Annotated in this window: 10 protein-coding genes and 1 pseudogene; 7 read left to right on the top strand and 4 right to left on the bottom strand. The window is 63.7% G+C overall.

Annotated features, from left to right (window positions below; translation table 11 throughout):
• The 3 genes from cbiD to cobM are packed head-to-tail and all read left to right on the top strand — an operon-like array spanning window position 1 to window position 3,510.
• Window positions 1-1,251 carry a cobalt-precorrin-5B (C(1))-methyltransferase CbiD gene (gene cbiD / locus FYJ44_RS04975; protein WP_288229000.1) on the top strand — a complete coding sequence of 417 codons (1,251 nt, stop codon included), beginning with the start codon at window positions 1-3 and terminating at the stop codon, window positions 1,249-1,251.
• Complete coding sequence (gene cbiE / locus FYJ44_RS04980) at window positions 1,248-2,699, top strand: precorrin-6y C5,15-methyltransferase (decarboxylating) subunit CbiE (RefSeq protein WP_154509721.1); 1,452 nt, start codon at window positions 1,248-1,250, stop codon at window positions 2,697-2,699. The genes cbiD and cbiE overlap by 4 nt, the downstream gene beginning before the upstream one ends.
• Before the next feature lie 10 nt (window positions 2,700-2,709).
• The gene (cobM, locus tag FYJ44_RS04985) at window positions 2,710-3,510 is read left to right on the top strand and encodes a precorrin-4 C(11)-methyltransferase (protein ID WP_154509723.1); all 801 of its coding nucleotides are present in this window, start codon (window positions 2,710-2,712) and stop codon (window positions 3,508-3,510) included.
• Window positions 3,511-3,650: 140 nt separating this feature from the next.
• Here the strand turns inward: cobM and FYJ44_RS04990 are convergent, their stop codons facing one another.
• Together FYJ44_RS04990 and FYJ44_RS04995 are read right to left on the bottom strand one after the other, a co-directional pair.
• Window positions 3,651-3,863, bottom strand: a complete 213-nt coding sequence (locus FYJ44_RS04990; RefSeq protein WP_154509776.1) for a hypothetical protein — start codon at window positions 3,861-3,863, stop codon at window positions 3,651-3,653.
• Between the two features lie 289 nt (window positions 3,864-4,152).
• Window positions 4,153-4,434: a hypothetical protein gene (locus FYJ44_RS04995; protein WP_154509725.1), complete on the bottom strand. Its 282-nt coding sequence runs from the start codon at window positions 4,432-4,434 to the stop codon at window positions 4,153-4,155.
• 433 nt (window positions 4,435-4,867) lie between these two features.
• Here FYJ44_RS04995 and FYJ44_RS05000 point away from each other — a divergent pair, with 433 nt between their 5' ends.
• The 4 genes from FYJ44_RS05000 (at window position 4,868) to FYJ44_RS05015 (ending at window position 9,888) form a co-directional block, all read left to right on the top strand.
• Window positions 4,868-5,710, top strand: coding sequence for a sulfide/dihydroorotate dehydrogenase-like FAD/NAD-binding protein (locus FYJ44_RS05000; protein ID WP_154509727.1), 843 nt, complete (start codon window positions 4,868-4,870; stop codon window positions 5,708-5,710).
• On the top strand, window positions 5,700-7,118 hold the full coding sequence (gltA, locus tag FYJ44_RS05005; protein ID WP_154509729.1) for an NADPH-dependent glutamate synthase: 1,419 nt from the start codon (window positions 5,700-5,702) through the stop codon (window positions 7,116-7,118). The genes FYJ44_RS05000 and gltA overlap by 11 nt, the downstream gene beginning before the upstream one ends.
• A 188-nt stretch (window positions 7,119-7,306) precedes the next feature.
• On the top strand, window positions 7,307-8,143 hold the full coding sequence (locus tag FYJ44_RS05010; protein WP_154509730.1) for a histidinol-phosphatase: 837 nt from the start codon (window positions 7,307-7,309) through the stop codon (window positions 8,141-8,143).
• Between the two features lie 194 nt (window positions 8,144-8,337).
• Window positions 8,338-9,888: an ATP-binding cassette domain-containing protein gene (locus tag FYJ44_RS05015; RefSeq protein WP_154509732.1), complete on the top strand. Its 1,551-nt coding sequence runs from the start codon at window positions 8,338-8,340 to the stop codon at window positions 9,886-9,888.
• Window positions 9,889-10,159: 271 nt separating this feature from the next.
• Here the strand turns inward: FYJ44_RS05015 and FYJ44_RS05020 are convergent, their stop codons facing one another.
• On the bottom strand, window positions 10,160-16,981 hold the full coding sequence (locus FYJ44_RS05020; RefSeq protein ID WP_154509734.1) for a VCBS domain-containing protein: 6,822 nt from the start codon (window positions 16,979-16,981) through the stop codon (window positions 10,160-10,162).
• Window positions 16,982-17,614: 633 nt separating this feature from the next.
• A pseudogene (locus FYJ44_RS05025) lies at window positions 17,615-17,725 on the bottom strand (IS5/IS1182 family transposase); the annotation flags it as partial.

Consider the following 17,725-nt stretch of genomic DNA (forward strand, 5'->3'; position numbering starts at 1 on the left):
GTGAGCCGCACTGTAACGCAGCCCCTGCGCGAAGGCTTCACTACAGGCACAGCGGCCACAGGCGCGGCTCTGGCCGCCCTGATCCTGCTGCGCACGGGCCGCGCGCCCCAAAACGTGGACGTACCTCTGCCGCCTTTCATGCCCGCTGCCGGGGAAAATTCCTTTTCCGGCCGTTGCGCCAGGGACCGGCGCGTGCTGCCCGTGGCGCACTGCGCTCCGGGGCTTGCTCGGGAGCTGTTGGAGAGGCCGGTCCCGGAACTTGAATCATATCTGATGTCGGGCCAGACACCCGGCCCGGATGAAAGCGCCGCGCTCAAGGCGGCCCACGCCTCCATCCGCAAAGACGGCGGCGACGATCCGGACGCCACCTCGGGCGCGCTGATTACGGCCAGCGTCGTTCTGCGCGACTGCCCGGCGCGCCCCTTGCCGCCGCATGATCAGGATTTCACGCACATTGAGGGCGGCCCCGGCGTGGGCCGCGTAACCATGCCCGGCCTGCCCCTGCCCGTGGGCGCGGCGGCCATCAATCCCGCACCGCGAGAGCAACTCCGTTTCGCCCTGGGGCGGGAGGCCGCGCGCCTGGCCGCCCTCGGCGCGCCCTGCCCGCCCCTGACCGTCATCGTCAGCGTGCCGCGCGGTGCGGACATCGCCCGGCATACCTTCAATCCGCGTCTGGGCATTGTGGGCGGCATTTCCATTCTGGGCACGCAGGGCACGGTGCGCCCATACAGCCACGCGGCCTGGCGGGCCACCATTGAACAGGGGCTGCGCGTAGCCCTGGCCACAGGCTGCCGGACTGTCTGTCTGTCCACCGGGCGGCGTTCGGAAAAGCTGCTCATGGCCCGCTATCCGGACCTCGCGCCCCAATGTTTCGTCCAGGCCGCCGATTTCGCGGAATTTTCATTGCGCGAAGCCGGATCTCTGCCGTTCGAGCGACTGGTCTGGGGCTGCTTTTTCGGCAAGCTCGCCAAGCTGGCCCAAGGGCATGCCTACACCCACGCCCGCGACGCCGACCTGGATATGGCCGCACTGGCGGAACTCTGCCGAAAAGCGGGCGCGGCCTGCGCCCCGGCCGTGGCCGCATGCGTGACCGCCGCGCACGCGCTGGAACTGCTGCTGGCCGACCCCGCCGGGGCGGACGCGCTGGCCGTTGTGGCCCGTCTGGCAGCCCAGACCGCGCGAAATTTCGCGGGCCGCCCCGTGGCTCTGCACCTCTTTCACACTGACGGCAGGGAATTGCTGGCGCTATGAAAAAACAGGTTGTGCTTCCCGGCATCGCATTTACGGAAAGGCCGGAACCCGTGGACGCCGGGATCAGAGAAACCGGCGAGCAACGCTCCGAAAGCGCGCCGCCCGCAGCGGCTGAAGCAATGCTCCAGGCCGACGGCTGGCCGCCCATGGCGGACATGCTCCATTCACTTTTTGTTTTCGAACCGACCACGCCGGAACCCGCACCCATCACGGTGCTGGGGCTGGATTGCGGCGGCGCGCGCGGGCCGGCGGCCCTCACCGCTGAACAACGCGCTCTGCTTCAGGAAGCCGACGTGCTTTGCGGCGGCAAGGAACTGCTGGCGGCCTTTGAAGACGGGGATGGCCTCAAGGCCCGCCCGCTGCCCCTGACCCTGCCGCTAGAACCCCTGCTCAGCCGCCTGAGCCAGATGCGTGCCGCCGGGGAACGCGTGCTGCTGCTGGCCGACGGCGATCCGCTCTTTTTCGGCATCGGGGCCACTCTGGTGCGCCAGTTGGGCGCGGAGGCCGTACGCCTCATCCCGGCGGTCAGTTCCCTGCAGCAGGCCTGCGCCCGTCTGGCCCTGCCCTGGCACAAGGTCGTCTGCCTCTCCCTGCACGGGCGCGACGACCTGGGGCCGCTGAACGCGGCTTCGAGCAAAGGCGCGCCGCTCTGCATCCTCACCGACGCCCGCATGACCCCGGACGTGCTGGCCCGCCACCTGCTGGACCGGGGCGTGGACTGGTTCACGGCCTGGATTTTCGAGCGCATGGGCGCACCCGACGAAGCCCGGCATCAGTTGAGCCTGGCCGAGACGGCCTGCCGCACCTTCGGCCCGGCCTGCACCCTGCTGCTGATTCCCGGCGAGCATCCCCGTAGGCCGCATCTGGGCCTGGACGCGGAAGAACTGGCCGTGGAGGGCAAACTGATCACCAAAAAGCCGGTGCGCGCCGCCGCCTTGTCCCTCCTGCGCGTGGGGCCGCGCCATGTGGTCTGGGATATCGGTTCCGGCTCCGGGGCCGTGGCTCTGGAAGCCGCCGTGCTGGCCCACGAGGGCCGGGTGGTGGCTGTGGAGCGCAGCGCCGGGCGGGCCATGAGCATCCAGGAAAACCGCCGCCGTTTCGGGGCCGCCATTCTGGACGTCTGCCTGGGCCAGGCTCCGGAATGCCTGCCCTCTCTGCCCGACCCGCAACGGGTCTTCATCGGCGGAGGCCTGTCCGGCGAGGACGCCGAGGACATTCTGGGGCATGTCTGCCACCGCCTGCCTCCCGGCGGGCGGCTGGTGGCCAGTTGCGTGCTGCTGGATACCTTTTGCCTCTGCCGCCGCTTTCTGGAAGGCCTGGGCTGGCCGCTGGAAATCATGCAGGTTCAGGCTTCCGAGGCTCGCGAACTGGCCGGAGATCTGCATCTGGCGGCCCTGAACCCGGTCTTTCTGCTGGCCGCGCAAAAACCCGCGTCCGGCGGCGCGTAAAGGAACTTCCATGCGAGACACGGAAACAAAGCCGCAGCAGGCGGTGACAGGTCTGGTATCCTTTGTGGGGGCCGGGCCGGGCGATCCCGAACTGCTGACCATCAAGGGCCGTAAAGCCATTGAAGAGGCCGGGCTGGTGCTCTACGCCGGTTCTCTGGTGCCCCCGGAGGTGGTGGCCTGCGCCGGGCCTGACGCGCTGGTGGCGGATTCCGCGCCGCTGACGCTGGAGCAATGCCATGCGCTGGTGCGCGACGCGGCCCTGGCGGGCAAAAACGTGGCCCGCGTGCACACGGGCGACCCCTCGCTGTATGGAGCGTTGCGCGAACAGGCCGAACTGCTGGAACGCGACGGCATTCCCTGGCGGGTGATCCCCGGCGTCACGGCGGCCTGCGCGGCGGCGGCCGCCGCGGGCGTGGCCTTTACCGTGCCGGAAGTGACCCAGAGCCTGATGATCAGCCGCATGGAGGGCCGCACCCCGGTGCCGGAACGCGAACGCCTGGCCGCCCTGGCGGCGCACAAAACCTCGCTGGCCGTCTATCTTTCCGCCCATTCGGCCTCGGCCCTTCAGGCCGAACTGGCCCGCAGCCTGCCCCCGGAAACGCCGGTGCTCTGCGCTCATCGCGTGGGCTGGCCGGACCAGCAGCTGCACTGGACCAAGCTGGGCGATCTGGCCCGCTGCGTGGAAGAGCACGGCATCACCCGCCAGACCATATTTCTGATTCTGCCCGGCGAACTGGAAAAAGGCGCGGTCTCACGCCTGTACGCGGCGGACTTCAGCCACGGCCGACGCAAGAGCGGGAGAAAAATCTGACCCCGGAGCTGCCCGCCGCGCCGCGTGCCGATTACCCCGCCTTCCCGCCCCGTCGTATCTGGACATTTAACGCTTGAAATGCTGGCTCGCGGCGGGCAAAGCCGTCTGCTTGCGCATTCTTGCGGAACAGGACGCGCATTTCATGCCTGAACGGCTCCAGCCTGCCTGAAACGGCGGTAAAAGCCCTGCATGAGTGCGCCCATATATTCCAGCTTCTGGTACACGGTCATCTCGCCGTCATAGTCGAAACAGAACTGGCGCTTGCCCTCCACGGGCCGCCAGGCCGCGAAGGCTTCGTCCGTGAGGGCGAAGGCGTATTCCTCCGGCGTCATTCTGGGGCTGAGCAGCAGCATGATTCCTCCCTTGCGCATGGCCGTTTTTCGATTCTAGACGACGGGGCAAAAAAAGCAAAGGCGCGGACGCTTCCGCCGCTTCCTCCGCCAGGACCGAAAAAAGGGAGGAGCCCCCACGGCCCCTCCCATTCTGAGTGGAGATATGCTGGAACACGGATCAGCAGATCAACCCCTTTCATGTCACGGAAAGGTGATGCGTTCCGGTTATGCCGTGCGGCGGGTTACGCCGCGCTACGGCTGTTTTGCCCGCCCGGCGCGTGAATGCGGGGCATGGCATGGGTTTGGCGCGTTATTGCGCGGGCGCGTCAGGGCAGGTCTGCACCAGAGCCAAGGCCAGTCGCGCCAGAGAGCTTTCCGGCGCGGCGCGCCCGCCGCACAGCCGGTTGCGTACGAAACCGGCCATATCCAGAGCCAGGGCCGCGTCGTCGGGGACAAAGCGGCTGGCCTTTTTATTGTCTTCCAAAATGGCAAGATAACGCGTAAGCCGGGCCAGGTCCTGCCTGGCTTCGGGATCGGCGTCATCCTGCGCGGCCTTCGCCGTTAGGGATGCGTCAGTTAAGATAAGCGACATGTCCATTCCTCCCTGAATGGATCACTGCTTCCCTGCAACGGGGTAGTCTGATCCGCCTCCTTATGGTTTGCTGTTACGTTCTCCCCTTTCCCCACTCAACACTGTTCTTATCGGCCTGTCGACAAGGCTCTTAAGGGGCGGGCGTAAAAAAAATTCATTTTGACTGGATATTCAAACAAACCGGGCGCTGACGGACGCCAAAGCCATGTGAAACAAGGCACTTGGCCGTCCGCCAAGCTTGCCACACTGTTCATTCGCGGCTACGGTAGTGCAAATTGTTTCGCCGGAAGCGCGGTTTTTGACTCGCTCCGCCGCCTCGGACGGCGCGTTGCCCTCCAGGGCAACGGCTCGTGTTGCGCCTCTTGTTGCACCCTTGCCTTGAGGACGCAACGCCAGTCTGCCGCCAAAGGCCAATTGCAGCACAGGAGAGCATATGCCGACACCCATTCTGCACAAGGAAAGCCTGATCCCGGGCAAAACCAGCAAACTGGTCCTGCACGCGCCGCACATCGCCCAAAAGGCGCACCCGGGCCACTTCGTCATGTTGCGCATGACCCCCACGGGCGAGCGCATTCCCCTGACCATTGCCGACACTGATGCGGCCAACGGCACCATCACCATCGTCTATCTGGTTCTGGGCAAAAGCACGGCCCTGCTGGAAACCCTCAAGGAAGGCGACGCCATTCCGGACGTCTGCGGCCCGCTGGGGCATCCCACGCACATTGAAAAAAAAGGCACCGTGATCTGTGTGGGCGGCGGCACGGGCATCGCCGCCATGCACCACATCGCCAAGGGACATTCCCGCGCGGGCAACCGGGTGGTGGGCATTATCGGCGCGCGCAGCAAGGATCTGCTGCTCTTTGAAAAAGAGCTCTCCTCCTTCGCGGACGAACTGCTGATCTCCACCGACGACGGCAGCTACGGACACAAGGGCCTGGTCACGGACCTGCTGCGCGACCGGCTGGAAAAGGACAAGACAGTTTTCGAAGTTGTGGCTGTGGGCCCGGTGCCCATGATGGCCGCCGTGGCCGACACCACCCGCCCCTTCGGCGTGAAGACCACGGTGAGCCTCAACCCCATCATGGTGGACGGCATCGGCATGTGCGGCGCCTGTCGCGTGAGCGTGGGCGGCAAGACCAAGTTCGCCTGCGTGGACGGGCCGGAATTTGACGGGCATGAAGTGGACTTCCCTGAACTGCGCCGCCGCCTCTCCGCCTATCGCGATCAGGAAAGAACCTCTTTCGACTCCTACAACGGGTGCGCTCATGGAAACTAAGAAAGCCAAAAAACCGCTGGCCCCCAGGGTGGACATGCCCTGTCAGCCCGCCGAAGTGCGGCGTTCCAATTTTGAGGAAGTGGCCCTGGGCTACACCAAAGAAATGGCCGTGGAAGAAGCCTCGCGCTGCCTCCAGTGCAAAAAGCCGCTCTGCGTTTCGGGCTGTCCGGTGGAAGTGCCCATCCGCGACTTCATCGGCGAAGTGGCGCGCGGCAATATGGACGCGGCCTACCGGATCATCAAATCCACCAACAGTCTGCCCGCCGTCTGCGGCCGCGTCTGCCCGCAGGAAAACCAGTGCGAGGGCAAATGCATTCTGAAGGCCAAGGGCCAGCCCATCGCCATCGGCCGCCTGGAACGCTTTGTGGCCGACACCTACATCGCCGCCACGGCCTGTGAGCAGGTCACGGGCACCAATGCCTGCGCCGTGCCCCAGTGCGGCAAAAAAGTGGCCTGCATCGGCTCCGGCCCCTCCTCCCTGACCTGCGCGGGCGTCTGCGCCGCCGCGGGCATCAAGGTGGACGTCTTTGAAGCCCTGCACGAGCCGGGCGGCGTGCTGATTTACGGCATCCCGGCCTTCCGTCTGCCCAAGAACGTGGTCGCCACGGAAATCAACGGCCTGCGCCAGGCGGGCGTGGGCTTCCACATGAACTACGTGGGCGGCCGCACCCTGGACGTGGCCGAACTGCGCAAGGAATACAACGCCGTGTTCATCGGCGTGGGCGCGGGCCTGCCGGTCTTTCTGGGCGTGCCCGGCGAAAACCTGGTGGGCGTGTTCTCGGCCAACGAATACCTGACCCGTGTGAATCTGGGCCGCGCCTATGACTTCCCGAAGCAGGACACTCCGGCCTTCCCCGGCAAGAACGTCACCGTCTTCGGCGCGGGCAACGTGGCCATGGACGCGGCGCGTACGGCCCTGCGCATGGGCGCGGACAACGTCTACATCGTCTACCGCCGCACCAAGGCTGAAATGCCCGCCCGCCGCGAGGAAATCGAACACGCGGAGGAAGAGGGCGTGCAGTTCGCCATGCTGGCGGCGCCCCTGCGCTTCAACGGCGACGCCGAAATGCGCCTGCAGTCCGTGACCTTGCAAAAAATGGAACTGGGCGAACCCGACGCTTCGGGCCGCCGCCGCCCCGTGCCCGTGGAGGGCGAGGTGTACGACCTGCCCACGGACCTGGCCATTGTGGCTTTGGGCACCCGTTCCAACCCCATTCTGCTGGACGCCACGCCCGACCTGGAGCAGAATAAGTGGGGCTACATCCAGACCAATGAAGAAACCGGCGAAACGTCCATTCCCAACGTCTTTGCCGGGGGCGACATCGTCACCGGCGCGGCCACGGTCATTCTGGCCATGGGCGCGGGGCGAAAGGCCGGGCAGGAAATTGTAAAGAGACTCATCGGATAGCACCGGCGTCGTAAAAGACGGACTTTTACCTGGCGGCGTTTCTCAAAAGATGTATTTTGCTTTCCGGCAAGGAAGCCGCCGATGACGGATCAGGGATAGTATCTTTATAATACAGACCTGACCGGCATCGGCGGCTGACGCGGCCGGGGGGCAACAGACGCTTTTGAGAAGCTCCGCCTGAAAAAATTATGATAACAGTCGATCTGCACACCCATACCAAGTATTCCCACGGGGCGAACACGCCCGCGGAGATGTATGCTTCAGCCCTGGACAAGGGCCTGACCCTGCTGGGTTTTTCCGAACACTCGCCGCGCCCGCAGGGCTTTGACTACCAGCACGAATACCGTGAGCGGCTCAGCCGCCATCTGCCGGACTACGCCCGCGAGGTGCTGGCGCTCAAGGCCGCGCCGCGCGAAGGGGCGCACGGCCCCTGCCGGGTGCTTTTCGGCATGGAAATGGACTGGCTGGACGGGCAGGAGGACTTTACCCGCACCGCCTGCAAGGCCTATGACTTCGACTATCTCTTGGGCAGCGTGCATTTTCTTGGGCGCTGGGGCTTTGACGACGGCGTGGAGCCCTGGAAAAACGCCTCCCAGGAGGAGTGCGAAAGCCGCTATACGGCCTATTTCACGGCCTGGGAGGCCATGCTCCGCTCCGGCCTGTTCAATATCGCGGCCCACCCGGACCTGATCAAAATTTTCTCCGTGGAGCAGTTCCACATCTGGCTGGCCAAGCTGGAGAGCCTGGCGCACATCCGCCGCTGCCTGACGGCCCTGCGCGATGCGGGCATGGCTATGGAAATCTCCTCGGCCGGGCTGCGCAAAACCTGCCGCGAAATCTACCCGGCCCCGCCGATCATGGCCCTGGCCGCCGAGCTGGGCCTGCCCGTCAGCTTCGCCTCGGACGCCCACGGCACGGACGACGTGGCTTACGGCTTCGCGCGGCTGGCCTCCTACGCCAAGGCCTTCGGCTTCACGGAATATGTGTTTTTCGACAAGGGACGGATGACCGCCCTCCCTCTGTAGAGGGTGTCGCCATGCGCGTCTTTCCGGTTACCTCTGCGTCGAAATTCGCCTTTTATTCCGGTCGAGTACCAAAAGAGTGCACTTCCTTCATAAAAGGCTCTTTCTCCTTGATATAACACGAAAATTCATCTTATGGCGACACCTTCTAGATTGCTCAAGTGTTACATGCTCTAACCGCAACACCGACACGAGCCATGTCCCAATTCCAGTCCAGACCTTCTCTGTCCGATGCCGTCACAAGGCCCCAAGGTATCCCTCTGGTCACGGTGAACGACGTCAGCCTGTTTCTGCCCGGCGACTCCCGCCAGGAAATGGTTCTGCACCATATCAACTGGCGGGTGGAGCACGGCCGCCACTGCGCCCTGCTGGGTCCCAACGGTTCGGGTAAATCCACCCTGTTGCGCCTGCTGCGCGGCGAACTCTGGCCCGCGCAGGGGCATATTTACTGGCATACGCCGGAAGGAGCGGAAGAATCCCCCTTGGCCGGGCGGGCCATGAGCGCGCTGGTTTCCCCGGCACAACAGGAGAATTACCAGCGCCAGGCCTGGGATATCACGGGCCGCGACCTGCTGCTCACCGGCCTGGAGGACGCGCCCCTGCTCTACAATCAGTCCGGCGCATGGGGGGACGTCGAGCGCGAGGCCGCCGTGGAAGCCCTGGCCGTCCGCATGAAGGCCCAGGGCCTGCTGTCCCGCGACCTGCCCACGCTTTCGCAGGGCCAGTTGCGCCTGCTGCTGCTGGGCCGGGCCCTGCTGCGCGCGCCCGCCCTGCTGCTGCTGGATGAATGCACCGACGGCCTGGACGCGACCCATAAAAAAATCTTTTTCGATGTGCTGGAGGAATACTCCGGCCGCTGCACCGTGATTCTCACCGCGCACCGGACCGGCGCCCTGCCGGACTGGTGCGCGGAACGCCGCTACATCAGCGAGGGCCGCCTGCTGGACGCGCCGCCCCCGATCCCGTCCGCCCATGGCGCCGGGGCGGGCAAACCCGCGCGCGCCAAGCCAAACCGTCCGGTATACAGCGCCACGGGCCGTATTCTGCTCTCACTGGAAAACGTGTCGGTCTTCATCGACCGCCACGAGGTTCTGCACAATGTCACCTGGAGTCTGCACGAAGGCGAACACTGGCGGATAGCCGGGGCCAACGGCTCGGGCAAGTCCACCCTGCTGCGCCTGCTGGCCGGGGACGAATTCGCGGCCGCCGGGGGCGCCGTCAGCCGCTGGCTGCCGGGCCGGGGCGGGCATGTGGAAATGCTGGCCGACGTGCGCAAGGGCGTGCGCCTGGTATCCGACCTTTCCCAGGCCCTCTACGGCTTCACGCTCAGCGGGCTGGAACTGGTCTGCTCCGGCTTTGACAACAGCATCGGGTTGTACCGGGATTTTACGGAAGCGGAGCGAGACGAGGCCCGGCGAGCCATTGCAGGGCTTTTTCCGGAAGGGGACGCGGCCCGCGTGGCGGGAAAATCCATCCGCCTGCTCTCCAGCGGACAGTTGCGCCGCCTGTTTCTGGCCCGCGCCCTGATGGGCCGCCCGGACATCCTGTTGCTGGACGAACCCTGTTCCGGCCTGGACGCGGAAAGCCGTGCCCGCTATCTGACCCTGCTGGACCAGTTGGCCGCCCCGGCGGAAGCCGGAGGCCTGGGCGTGCATCTGATCTTTGTCTCCCACCACGGGGAGGACGCTCCGCTCTGCATCAACCGCGAGGCGCGCATGGAGGACGGGCGGCTGACTGTTCTGCGCTGATCCGGACTGATCAGCCCGAATCAGCGCCGGATGCCTTTTAGCGCAACGGACGAAACAAAGAACGGCTCCCGCGAAACAGTGCGTTCCGGGAACCGTTCTTTAGAGCAGATTAACGTTAAAAATGTGCATTCGTAACGTGTAAGGACGCCCACTTCGGCGCTTACCTGCGCAAATACATTGCACGCACGCCTTTGTGGCAGGCGGTTGCTCTCGCAGCCGCCAAAGCAATTTCAACGTGAACTTGCTCTAATAATGCGGGTTTTACTTTCACCTATCCGGCCTGATGTTCCAGAACCAGACGGACCATGGCTTCCTCCTCGCCGCCTGGGGGGGAGATCAGATCCACGGGAGCGGCAAACGACGCCGCGTCCGCGACGGCTTGCGCGGCGGGCGCGGAAACAGCGGCATCAGTCCCTCTGTCCCCGCCGCCCAGCAACTCGTTCAGGCTCATCCCTTCGGCCAGCAGGTTGGCCATTACCTCGGAATCGCCCTCCTGCGGCACATCCGTCAGCAACGAGGACAGGGAAAGGGGGGCGGAAACGGCTGTTCCGCCGGTGATGCTGATGCCCAGATCCACCGTATCCGTGCCGTTCTGACTGTGGCCGTCGGACACGACGAGAGTGAACTTGTCCGTCGCGTCCGGCGGCAGCATATCCTGCGTCAGACCGGGGTGCAGCGTATAGGTATACTGGCCCGTGGCGCTGTCGATAGTCAGATCGCCGTACGTGCCCGTGAGCGAACCCTGAATGCCGTAGCTCAGCGTATCGTTTTCCGCATCCGCGGCATGGACCGTGCCTGTCAGCGGCATGCCCGCGTCCCAGGCAAGCGAACCGGTCACGGCAACGCCATCGGCCAGCGGCTGGTTGCTGCCGTCCACAAACTCCGGCGCGTCGTTGACGCCGGAAATATGCACGACCATATCCTGGCTGGCCGTGCCGCCGTGCCCGTCACTCACTGTCACGCTGAAATGCAGGTCCACGGAGTCATTCTCGGAAAGACTTCTGACCGCATCCTTGCTGTTGTCCAGAGTGAACGTATACCTGCCGGTATTCGGATCAATGCCGAACGTGCCGTAGTCGTTATAGTCCAGGCCGTGATTGTCGCCGCCGGCGGAAGCATCATAGCTGAAGCTGTAGGTCAGGCTGTCGTGAACGTCCACGTCGTGACCCACGGCCGCGGCGTTCGCCGAAGTTGCGCTCGCGCTGTTGGCCGTGGCCGTCAGATGCAGATCCGAGCACGCATTCAGCGTGGGCGCGTCATTGGTGCCGTTGATGGTGATGGTGACGGTTTCCTCGCTGTAGCCGCCGTGCTTGTCCGTCACCCGGATGGTGAATGTTTCCGTCACGTGTTCGCCGACGCCCAGGCTCTGCACCGAGTCCAGGGCATTGTCCAGCGTATAGGTATAAGCGCCGGTGCGCGCGTCGGTGATCAGCAGGGTGCCGTACATCCCCTTGAGCAGCGAGGTGCTGCCGTTGATGCTGAAGGACAGGCCGGAATCCGCCGAGTTGCCGGTGTCGTCCGTCACGCCGCCGTCGGTCAGGAAAGCGCCGGAGCAGGTAACGTTCGTTCCCGCGGGGGTTGTCGGCAGTCCGTTGTCTTCCGTAACCGCGTTGGTCAGGGGGATGTGCCACTCCGGGGCGGCATTGGTGCCGTTGATGGTCACCGTGACGGTTTGCGGCTCGGACACGTCACTGCCGTCCGTGGCCCCGGAATTGTCCCAGGTATAGACCGTAAAGCTGACGTCCCGCGTATCATCCTGCGTAAAATGCGGTCCGCCCGCCAGATATGTCAGAGTATACTTGCCTGTGGCCGGATCAATATCCACGCGGAAGTGCGCGCCCGCCGCGCTGGTCAGCGTCGGCCCTCCGATGATCTTGCCGTCGCCGTCAAGGGTGAAGGCATAGTATTGCGTTTTTGTCGTGCAGGCGGCGTCCAGCCAGAAGGTGTGCGTATCGCCCTGATCGATGTCCGTCGCCAAGGCCGTGCCCACCGCCGTGGCGGCGTCCGCTCCATCCGTCTGGGTCACGGAGAGATGGACATCGGAGAGCGAGACTTCCGGCCGGTCGTTGGTGCCCTTGATGGTGACAGTGATCTTGCTTGACTCGGCTCCATGCCACAGCGTCAATGTTTCCGTCAACTCCGCGTCCTGGCGAAGCTCTTGCACCGCCGCCAGGGAATTGTTCAGCACATAAACGTACTTGCCCGTCACAGGATCAATGGTGGCCGTACCATAGAGGCCGGTCACCGTAGTGACGAAATGGCCATTGACATAAAAACCGTACAGTTCGCCGCTCGGAGCCCCGGAAGCCTGCCCCTCGTCCCACACGCGGACGGAGCCGTCGCTCCCGAAGGTTTCCAGCTTATCCTCCGTCACAACCATATCCGTACCGGTGAGATCATAACTCGGCCCCGGCCCTATCGGCGGAGAAGGCACGGGAGCGACGTGCACCGTGATTTCCTGGGAAGTCCAGCCGCCGTGCCCGTCCGCCACGTAAATGACAAAGCGCTCATCCCCGCCCGTGTCCAGGTTCGGGGCATACTGGTTCAGGGTATATACATATTTTCCGGTATACGGGTCCACGGTGAGCACACCGAATTTCCCTTCGGCGGACTGAAATTTCTGGGCGTCATCGCTTTCAGGATCGCCGGCCCCGCCGTTCTTCGTCAGGAAATAAAAGTTGTGGTGGGTGGAAGTGATCGCGCCGGGATGGCCAGCGTTCGACGTATCCTGCACCACCGCCTCATTGGCATCCGCGTCCGTGACGACAAGTTGCCCGTTTTCCGGAGTGACGGCGCCGGTACCGTCCCACGAGACATTCAGGTCATACGTGTACGTGGCGTCCACCACCGGATTGTCGTTGCTGCCCTGAATGGTGATGACCAGATTGCCGGTGCTCGAGGAAGAGTCGATGCCGTCGTGGCCGGTGGTCGCCTTGATCGTGAAGCTGTCCGTGAGCTGGTCTTCCACGTTCAGCTTCTGGATGTCGTTTAACGCGTTATCCCGCAGGGTATACGTATAGCTGCCGTCGCTGTGGAAGGTCAGCGTGCCGTACTTTCCTTCCACCGTATAGGGGGCTACGGCGCTGCCGTCGCCGCTGACGGAGTTGCCGGGGGCATCCACCGACGCGGTCAGCGAGAAATGTTTGTCCGTGTCCAGCGTATCCACATCCGTGGCGGTCACCCGTCCCGTGGTTGTTACGGAACCGCCGGGCAACGGCGTGGCATCATGCGCGCCGTTATCTTCCGTCACGCTGCCGCTCAGATTGCCCAGCACCGGCGGGTCGTCTTTGCCCGTGATGGGAATGCGGAGGGTTTCCTCGGTATACGCGCCCAGCTTATCGACGACGCGCACCGTGAATTCGTCATAGCCGGTTTGCCCTTCCGCCAGGGACTGGGCCTTGCGGTTGTCCAGATAATAGGTATACGCGCCCGTGCCCTGGATGATCTCCAGACGGCCGTACTCGCCCTGCAGAATCTGCACCTGGTTTCCGCCCTGGTCATTCAGGCTGTAGCTCAGGCTGTCGCCCGCATCCACATCCGAGGCAATGACCTGGCCGGACGTTACGGCATGGGAGCCGTCATCTTCCGCTACCGCCGCCGGGGCGCCCACGCTGCTGATCACCGGACGGTCGTTGCTGCCGGTGATGGTGATGATCAGATCTTCGTAATGGGCGCCGCCGCCGTCCGTAACCCGAACCTGGAAGGTCAGGGTGACTGTCTGACCTTCAGCCAGTCTGTTCACGATAGCCGCGTTATTGTCCAGAACAAATTCGTAAGCGCAGGCATTGTCGCCCGTGGGATTGAGCGTCAGCGTGCCGTAGGCCGTGTTCAACACCGTGCCGCCCGCGCCGGGCGTAATGGGTGTCGGCGTGCCGTTAATCTTCACACTGCCCGCCAGGTCGAAAATGATGGCGTCGCTGCGGTCGCCGTCCGTATGTTCCGCGTTCAGCATGCCGCTGACGGAGGGGGTGCCTGGATCATCCGTATTGCTCTGGGGCGCGACGCCCTCCTCCTTCACCGAATGCGTGCCCGTGGCTCCGTGGATTTTGGGCGGATCGTCCTTGCCGGTGATCGTCACCGTTATGGGTCTTGTTTCGGAGACAGCTCCGTGCGCATCCGTGACCGTGACCGTGAAATGCTCGTCGTGCGTCTGGCTGGAACTCAGCGCGATGACCTTTTCAGCGTTCGGATTCAGGGTATAGGTATAGTTCCCGTTTTTGTCGATGGTCAGCGTGCCGTACTCGGTGGTGAAAGATATGCTGCCGTCGGCGTGAGGCGTACCCGTGCCCATGGTTCCGTCCGTCCCGGCGATGCCGAAGCTCTGACTGGCTTTGGATCCGCCGTCGACCGGCACCATGTTTCCCGGTATGCCGTCGGCGTCCGGGTCCGCGACATTGAACTTTCCGGTGGCGGTCCGGGCCGTGCCGTTGTCCGCCAGCGTGTGTACGCCCGTGGTGCCGGACGCGAAGCTCAGCTCGGGCACGTCGTTGGTGCCCGTGACATTGACGGTGATAACCTGCGAGATCGTGCCGCCGTGGCCGTCGCTGACCGTAACGGTGAAGACGTCGGTCTTTGTTTCGCCGGCTTTGAGCGCCTGAGTGGCTCCCTTCGCATTATCCAGGGTGTAGACATAGCTTCCGTCGGCATGGAGTTCCAGCCTGCCATATATGCCGTCGTTCCTGTCCACGCTGTAGGACAGGCTGTCGTTGTCCGCGTCCGTGGCCTCGACCTTGCCGCTCGCTGAAGGCGTGTCCGTGAAAGGAAGATTGCCGCCCTCCCGCACGCCGGCTTCCGTAACGCTGTGGGTATGATTCGTGGACGTGATGACCGGAACCTGATCAGGCGTGAGGATGACGGTAATGGTCTGCGCATTGGAAACCGCCCCATGGGCGTCCGTGGTAGTGACCACAAAATTCAGCGTCGTGTCGGCGGTGACCCCTTTCGTGGAGGAGAAGGAATAGTTGCCGTTTCTGTCAACGGTCAGCGAACCGAACTCCGTTTCAAACACGGCGCTGCCGTCAGAATGCGCCGTACCCGTGCCAACGGTGGCGGCGCCGTTGGCAATGCTGAAGCTCTGGGCGGGGGTAATGCCGTCCTCCATGATGTCGCCAAGTCTGCCGTCCGCGTCCGGATCAAGCACATTCAGCTTGCCAAGCGTTCCCGAGTCTCCGCTGCCGCGTCCGCTCAACGTATGCTTGCCGGCATCGGCCCCGCCGTCAGCGAAGCTCAACTCGGGCACATCGTTGGTGACCGTGATTGTGACGGTGACTGTGGTTTCCACCGTGCCGCCGTAGTCATCGCTCACCGTGACGGTGAAAACGTCGGTCTTCGTTTCACCTGCTTTGAGCCCCTGGGTGGCCCCTTTCGTATTATCCAGGGTGTAGACGTAACTTCCGTCGGCATGGAGTTCCAGCCTGCCATATGTGCCGTCGTTCCTGTCCACGCTGTAGGACAAACTGTCGCCGTCCGCGTCCGTGGCCACGACCCGGCCGCTTGCTGAAGGCGTGTCCGTGAAAGGAAGATTGCCGCCCTCCTGCACGCCGGCTTCCGTGACGCTGACGTCCAAGACGCTGCCGGGTCCGGAAACATCCACAGTGGGCGCGTTGTTGGCGTCATTGTGAATGACGACGCTGATGGGCAGACTGTCCCATGAGCCGTGCGCGTCCGTGACTGTGACTACAAAATTTTCCGTGTGGACGCCGTTGTGGGCGGGAAGGTTCTTCACCGCGCCGTCGGGGTTCAGCACATAATCGTATGTGCCGTCTTTGTGGATGGTCAATGTGCCGTAGGCGGTCGTCAGCGAAGCGCCGCCATCAGGGTTGGGTCCGGCTGAGCCAGGGGTGGCGCCGTTCCCCACAATACTGAAGCTCTGATTTGGGGCGCCGCCGCTCGAACCGCCAAGCGCGCCATCGTGGTCGGGATCGGCCACGTCGAACCGGCCGTCGTTCCGCGCCTGCGTGACGGAAGCCTCCAGTTGTCCCTGGTCGGGAGAGGCAAAGCTCAGTTCCGGCGCGTCATTAGTGCCGGTAATGGTCACCGTGACGATCTGTTCCGCCGTGCCGCCCCTGCCGTCGCTGACCAGCAGCGTGAAGGAATCCGTGGCCGTTTCGCCTTGGGCCAGCGCATTGCTGCGGCTTGCGTCCAGCGTATATTCATACGTGCCGTCAGGGCCGACGCTCACAGTGCCGTACCGCGTCACGACGCTTGTGCCGTTGTCCCCCGTGCCCCGCACCAGCCAGGTCAGTGCGTCGCCGTCCGGGTCCATGGCGTCGGCGCTGCCGGAGGCCATGGGAATACCGGGATGAAGGGTATTGGCATCGGCAAGGCCGCTCAGGTCAGCCCTGTCGCCCCTGACGCCCGCCTCGTCCACACGCAGGGTCAGGTCCGCGCCGTCGATGACCGGCAGGGTATTGGGAGGAGGCGTCTGTCCCCCGGACGCGGGCGAGACCACGGTATTTTGCGCCAGCGTGAAACTGTCCCCGCCGTCCTCGCGGCCCGCGCTTGTACGCTGCCATTCCTGATTCCAGCCCCGGTTCCAGCCCACATCCAGCGGCCCCAGATGGGGTCTGCCATCCAGCAGTTCCAGACTGTCCCAGACGTGGTAATTGGAATCCTGCACCGGCCCCTGACTGTTGGTTCCGGCGCGGGACGCGTCGGCCTGTGGCGGAGTCTGCGGACTCTGCGCGGTTGGCCTTGAAGAAGAGCTGTCCGGAGCCGACGCCCGGGCGTCGGCTCCGGAGTCAGCGCTGACTCCGGCCAGCCTGCCGGAAGCGTCCGCCCCGTCCATGCCGCCTTCGCGCGTGCCGGGTGCGGCCTCGGCTTTGTCGTGCGGGCGTTCCCAGTCCGAACGGAAGTCGTCCGGTCCCAGATGTTTCAGGCCGTCAGCAAAATTCAGCTCGGGTAAATTTCCGTCGTGGATCTGGAAATAGTTGGTGAAAACCAACTGCGCGCCGTCCTCAAAGGACAGGACAAGATCGTCCCCCTGCCGCGCGGCGTTCACATCGGCAAGATTGAAGTCCAATTGGGCGTCACGGATTTTTTCGCCGGGCAGGGTCACGCGCTTCGCGGCCTCCGGCTTATGCAGTATGTACATGGCAACCTCACAAAACCGGAGAGGCCGCCCAAGAGTGGCCTACCGGAGCATACGCGCGAATCCCGCTTCGGAAACACCTGACATTCCGACGCGGACGATCCGGCAGATCATCTGCATGACACTACGGTATAGTTCGCTTGGGCGGCGGGGTTGCCGCGCCGGACAGAAGTCCGGCATTGGGAAGCTGTCGGACTCTGTCCGGCGACGTCTCCAACAAAAAGGCAGGTCAATAAAAACTTTCTATGTCGTAAATTGACTTAATTTCGTTTGAAAAAATGTATATATCATAAAATTTACCTTCACAAGCATAAATTATTCATAATTTTGATATATCGCCAAATATACGCCGACGGTCACTCCCGACCGCCTTTTCCCGCCGCCCCCTTTGGCCCGAACCAGCTAATACCCTTCGGCGGCACGGAAATAGTAAGGATGAGACGCACGATAATACGAAATTTCCGCGCACCCGGGAGGCTGCCACAAAAAAGCCCGCCCACCCCAAACGGGCAGACGGGATAGATGACGCTGTGATTATTCGCCTGGACGGGCATGGTCGCCGCGCTGGGCAAAGGGCCGACATTGGGAACCCGGCGGATTCTGCCCGGCGGCGTCTCCAACTAGGCTCAGGACTCATTAATTGAGATAAAAAATAACGGAGGCAGCGAGGCATATGGCCGAGAAGAACGTGTGAGCGCATCGGTCATAGCGCATGGCAATTCTGCGCCAGTCCTTGAGCCGACCAAA

Origin of the sequence: Desulfovibrio porci (assembly GCF_009696265.1) — a bacterium.
Lineage (GTDB): Bacteria > Desulfobacterota > Desulfovibrionia > Desulfovibrionales > Desulfovibrionaceae > Desulfovibrio > Desulfovibrio porci.

Excerpts from the sequence above, each read along its gene's own strand:
- cbiE (WP_154509721.1), top strand. The coding sequence starts at position 1,248 with ATGAAAAAACAGGTTGTGCTTCCCGGCATCGCATTTACGGAAAGGCCG.
- cobM (WP_154509723.1), top strand. The coding sequence starts at position 2,710 with ATGCGAGACACGGAAACAAAGCCGCAGCAGGCGGTGACAGGTCTGGTA.
- FYJ44_RS04990 (WP_154509776.1), bottom strand. The coding sequence starts at position 3,863 with ATGCTGCTGCTCAGCCCCAGAATGACGCCGGAGGAATACGCCTTCGCC.
- FYJ44_RS04995 (WP_154509725.1), bottom strand. The coding sequence starts at position 4,434 with ATGTCGCTTATCTTAACTGACGCATCCCTAACGGCGAAGGCCGCGCAG.
- FYJ44_RS05000 (WP_154509727.1), top strand. The coding sequence starts at position 4,868 with ATGCCGACACCCATTCTGCACAAGGAAAGCCTGATCCCGGGCAAAACC.
- gltA (WP_154509729.1), top strand. The coding sequence starts at position 5,700 with ATGGAAACTAAGAAAGCCAAAAAACCGCTGGCCCCCAGGGTGGACATG.
- FYJ44_RS05010 (WP_154509730.1), top strand. The coding sequence starts at position 7,307 with ATGATAACAGTCGATCTGCACACCCATACCAAGTATTCCCACGGGGCG.
- FYJ44_RS05015 (WP_154509732.1), top strand. The coding sequence starts at position 8,338 with ATGTCCCAATTCCAGTCCAGACCTTCTCTGTCCGATGCCGTCACAAGG.
- FYJ44_RS05020 (WP_154509734.1), bottom strand. The coding sequence starts at position 16,981 with ATGTACATACTGCATAAGCCGGAGGCCGCGAAGCGCGTGACCCTGCCC.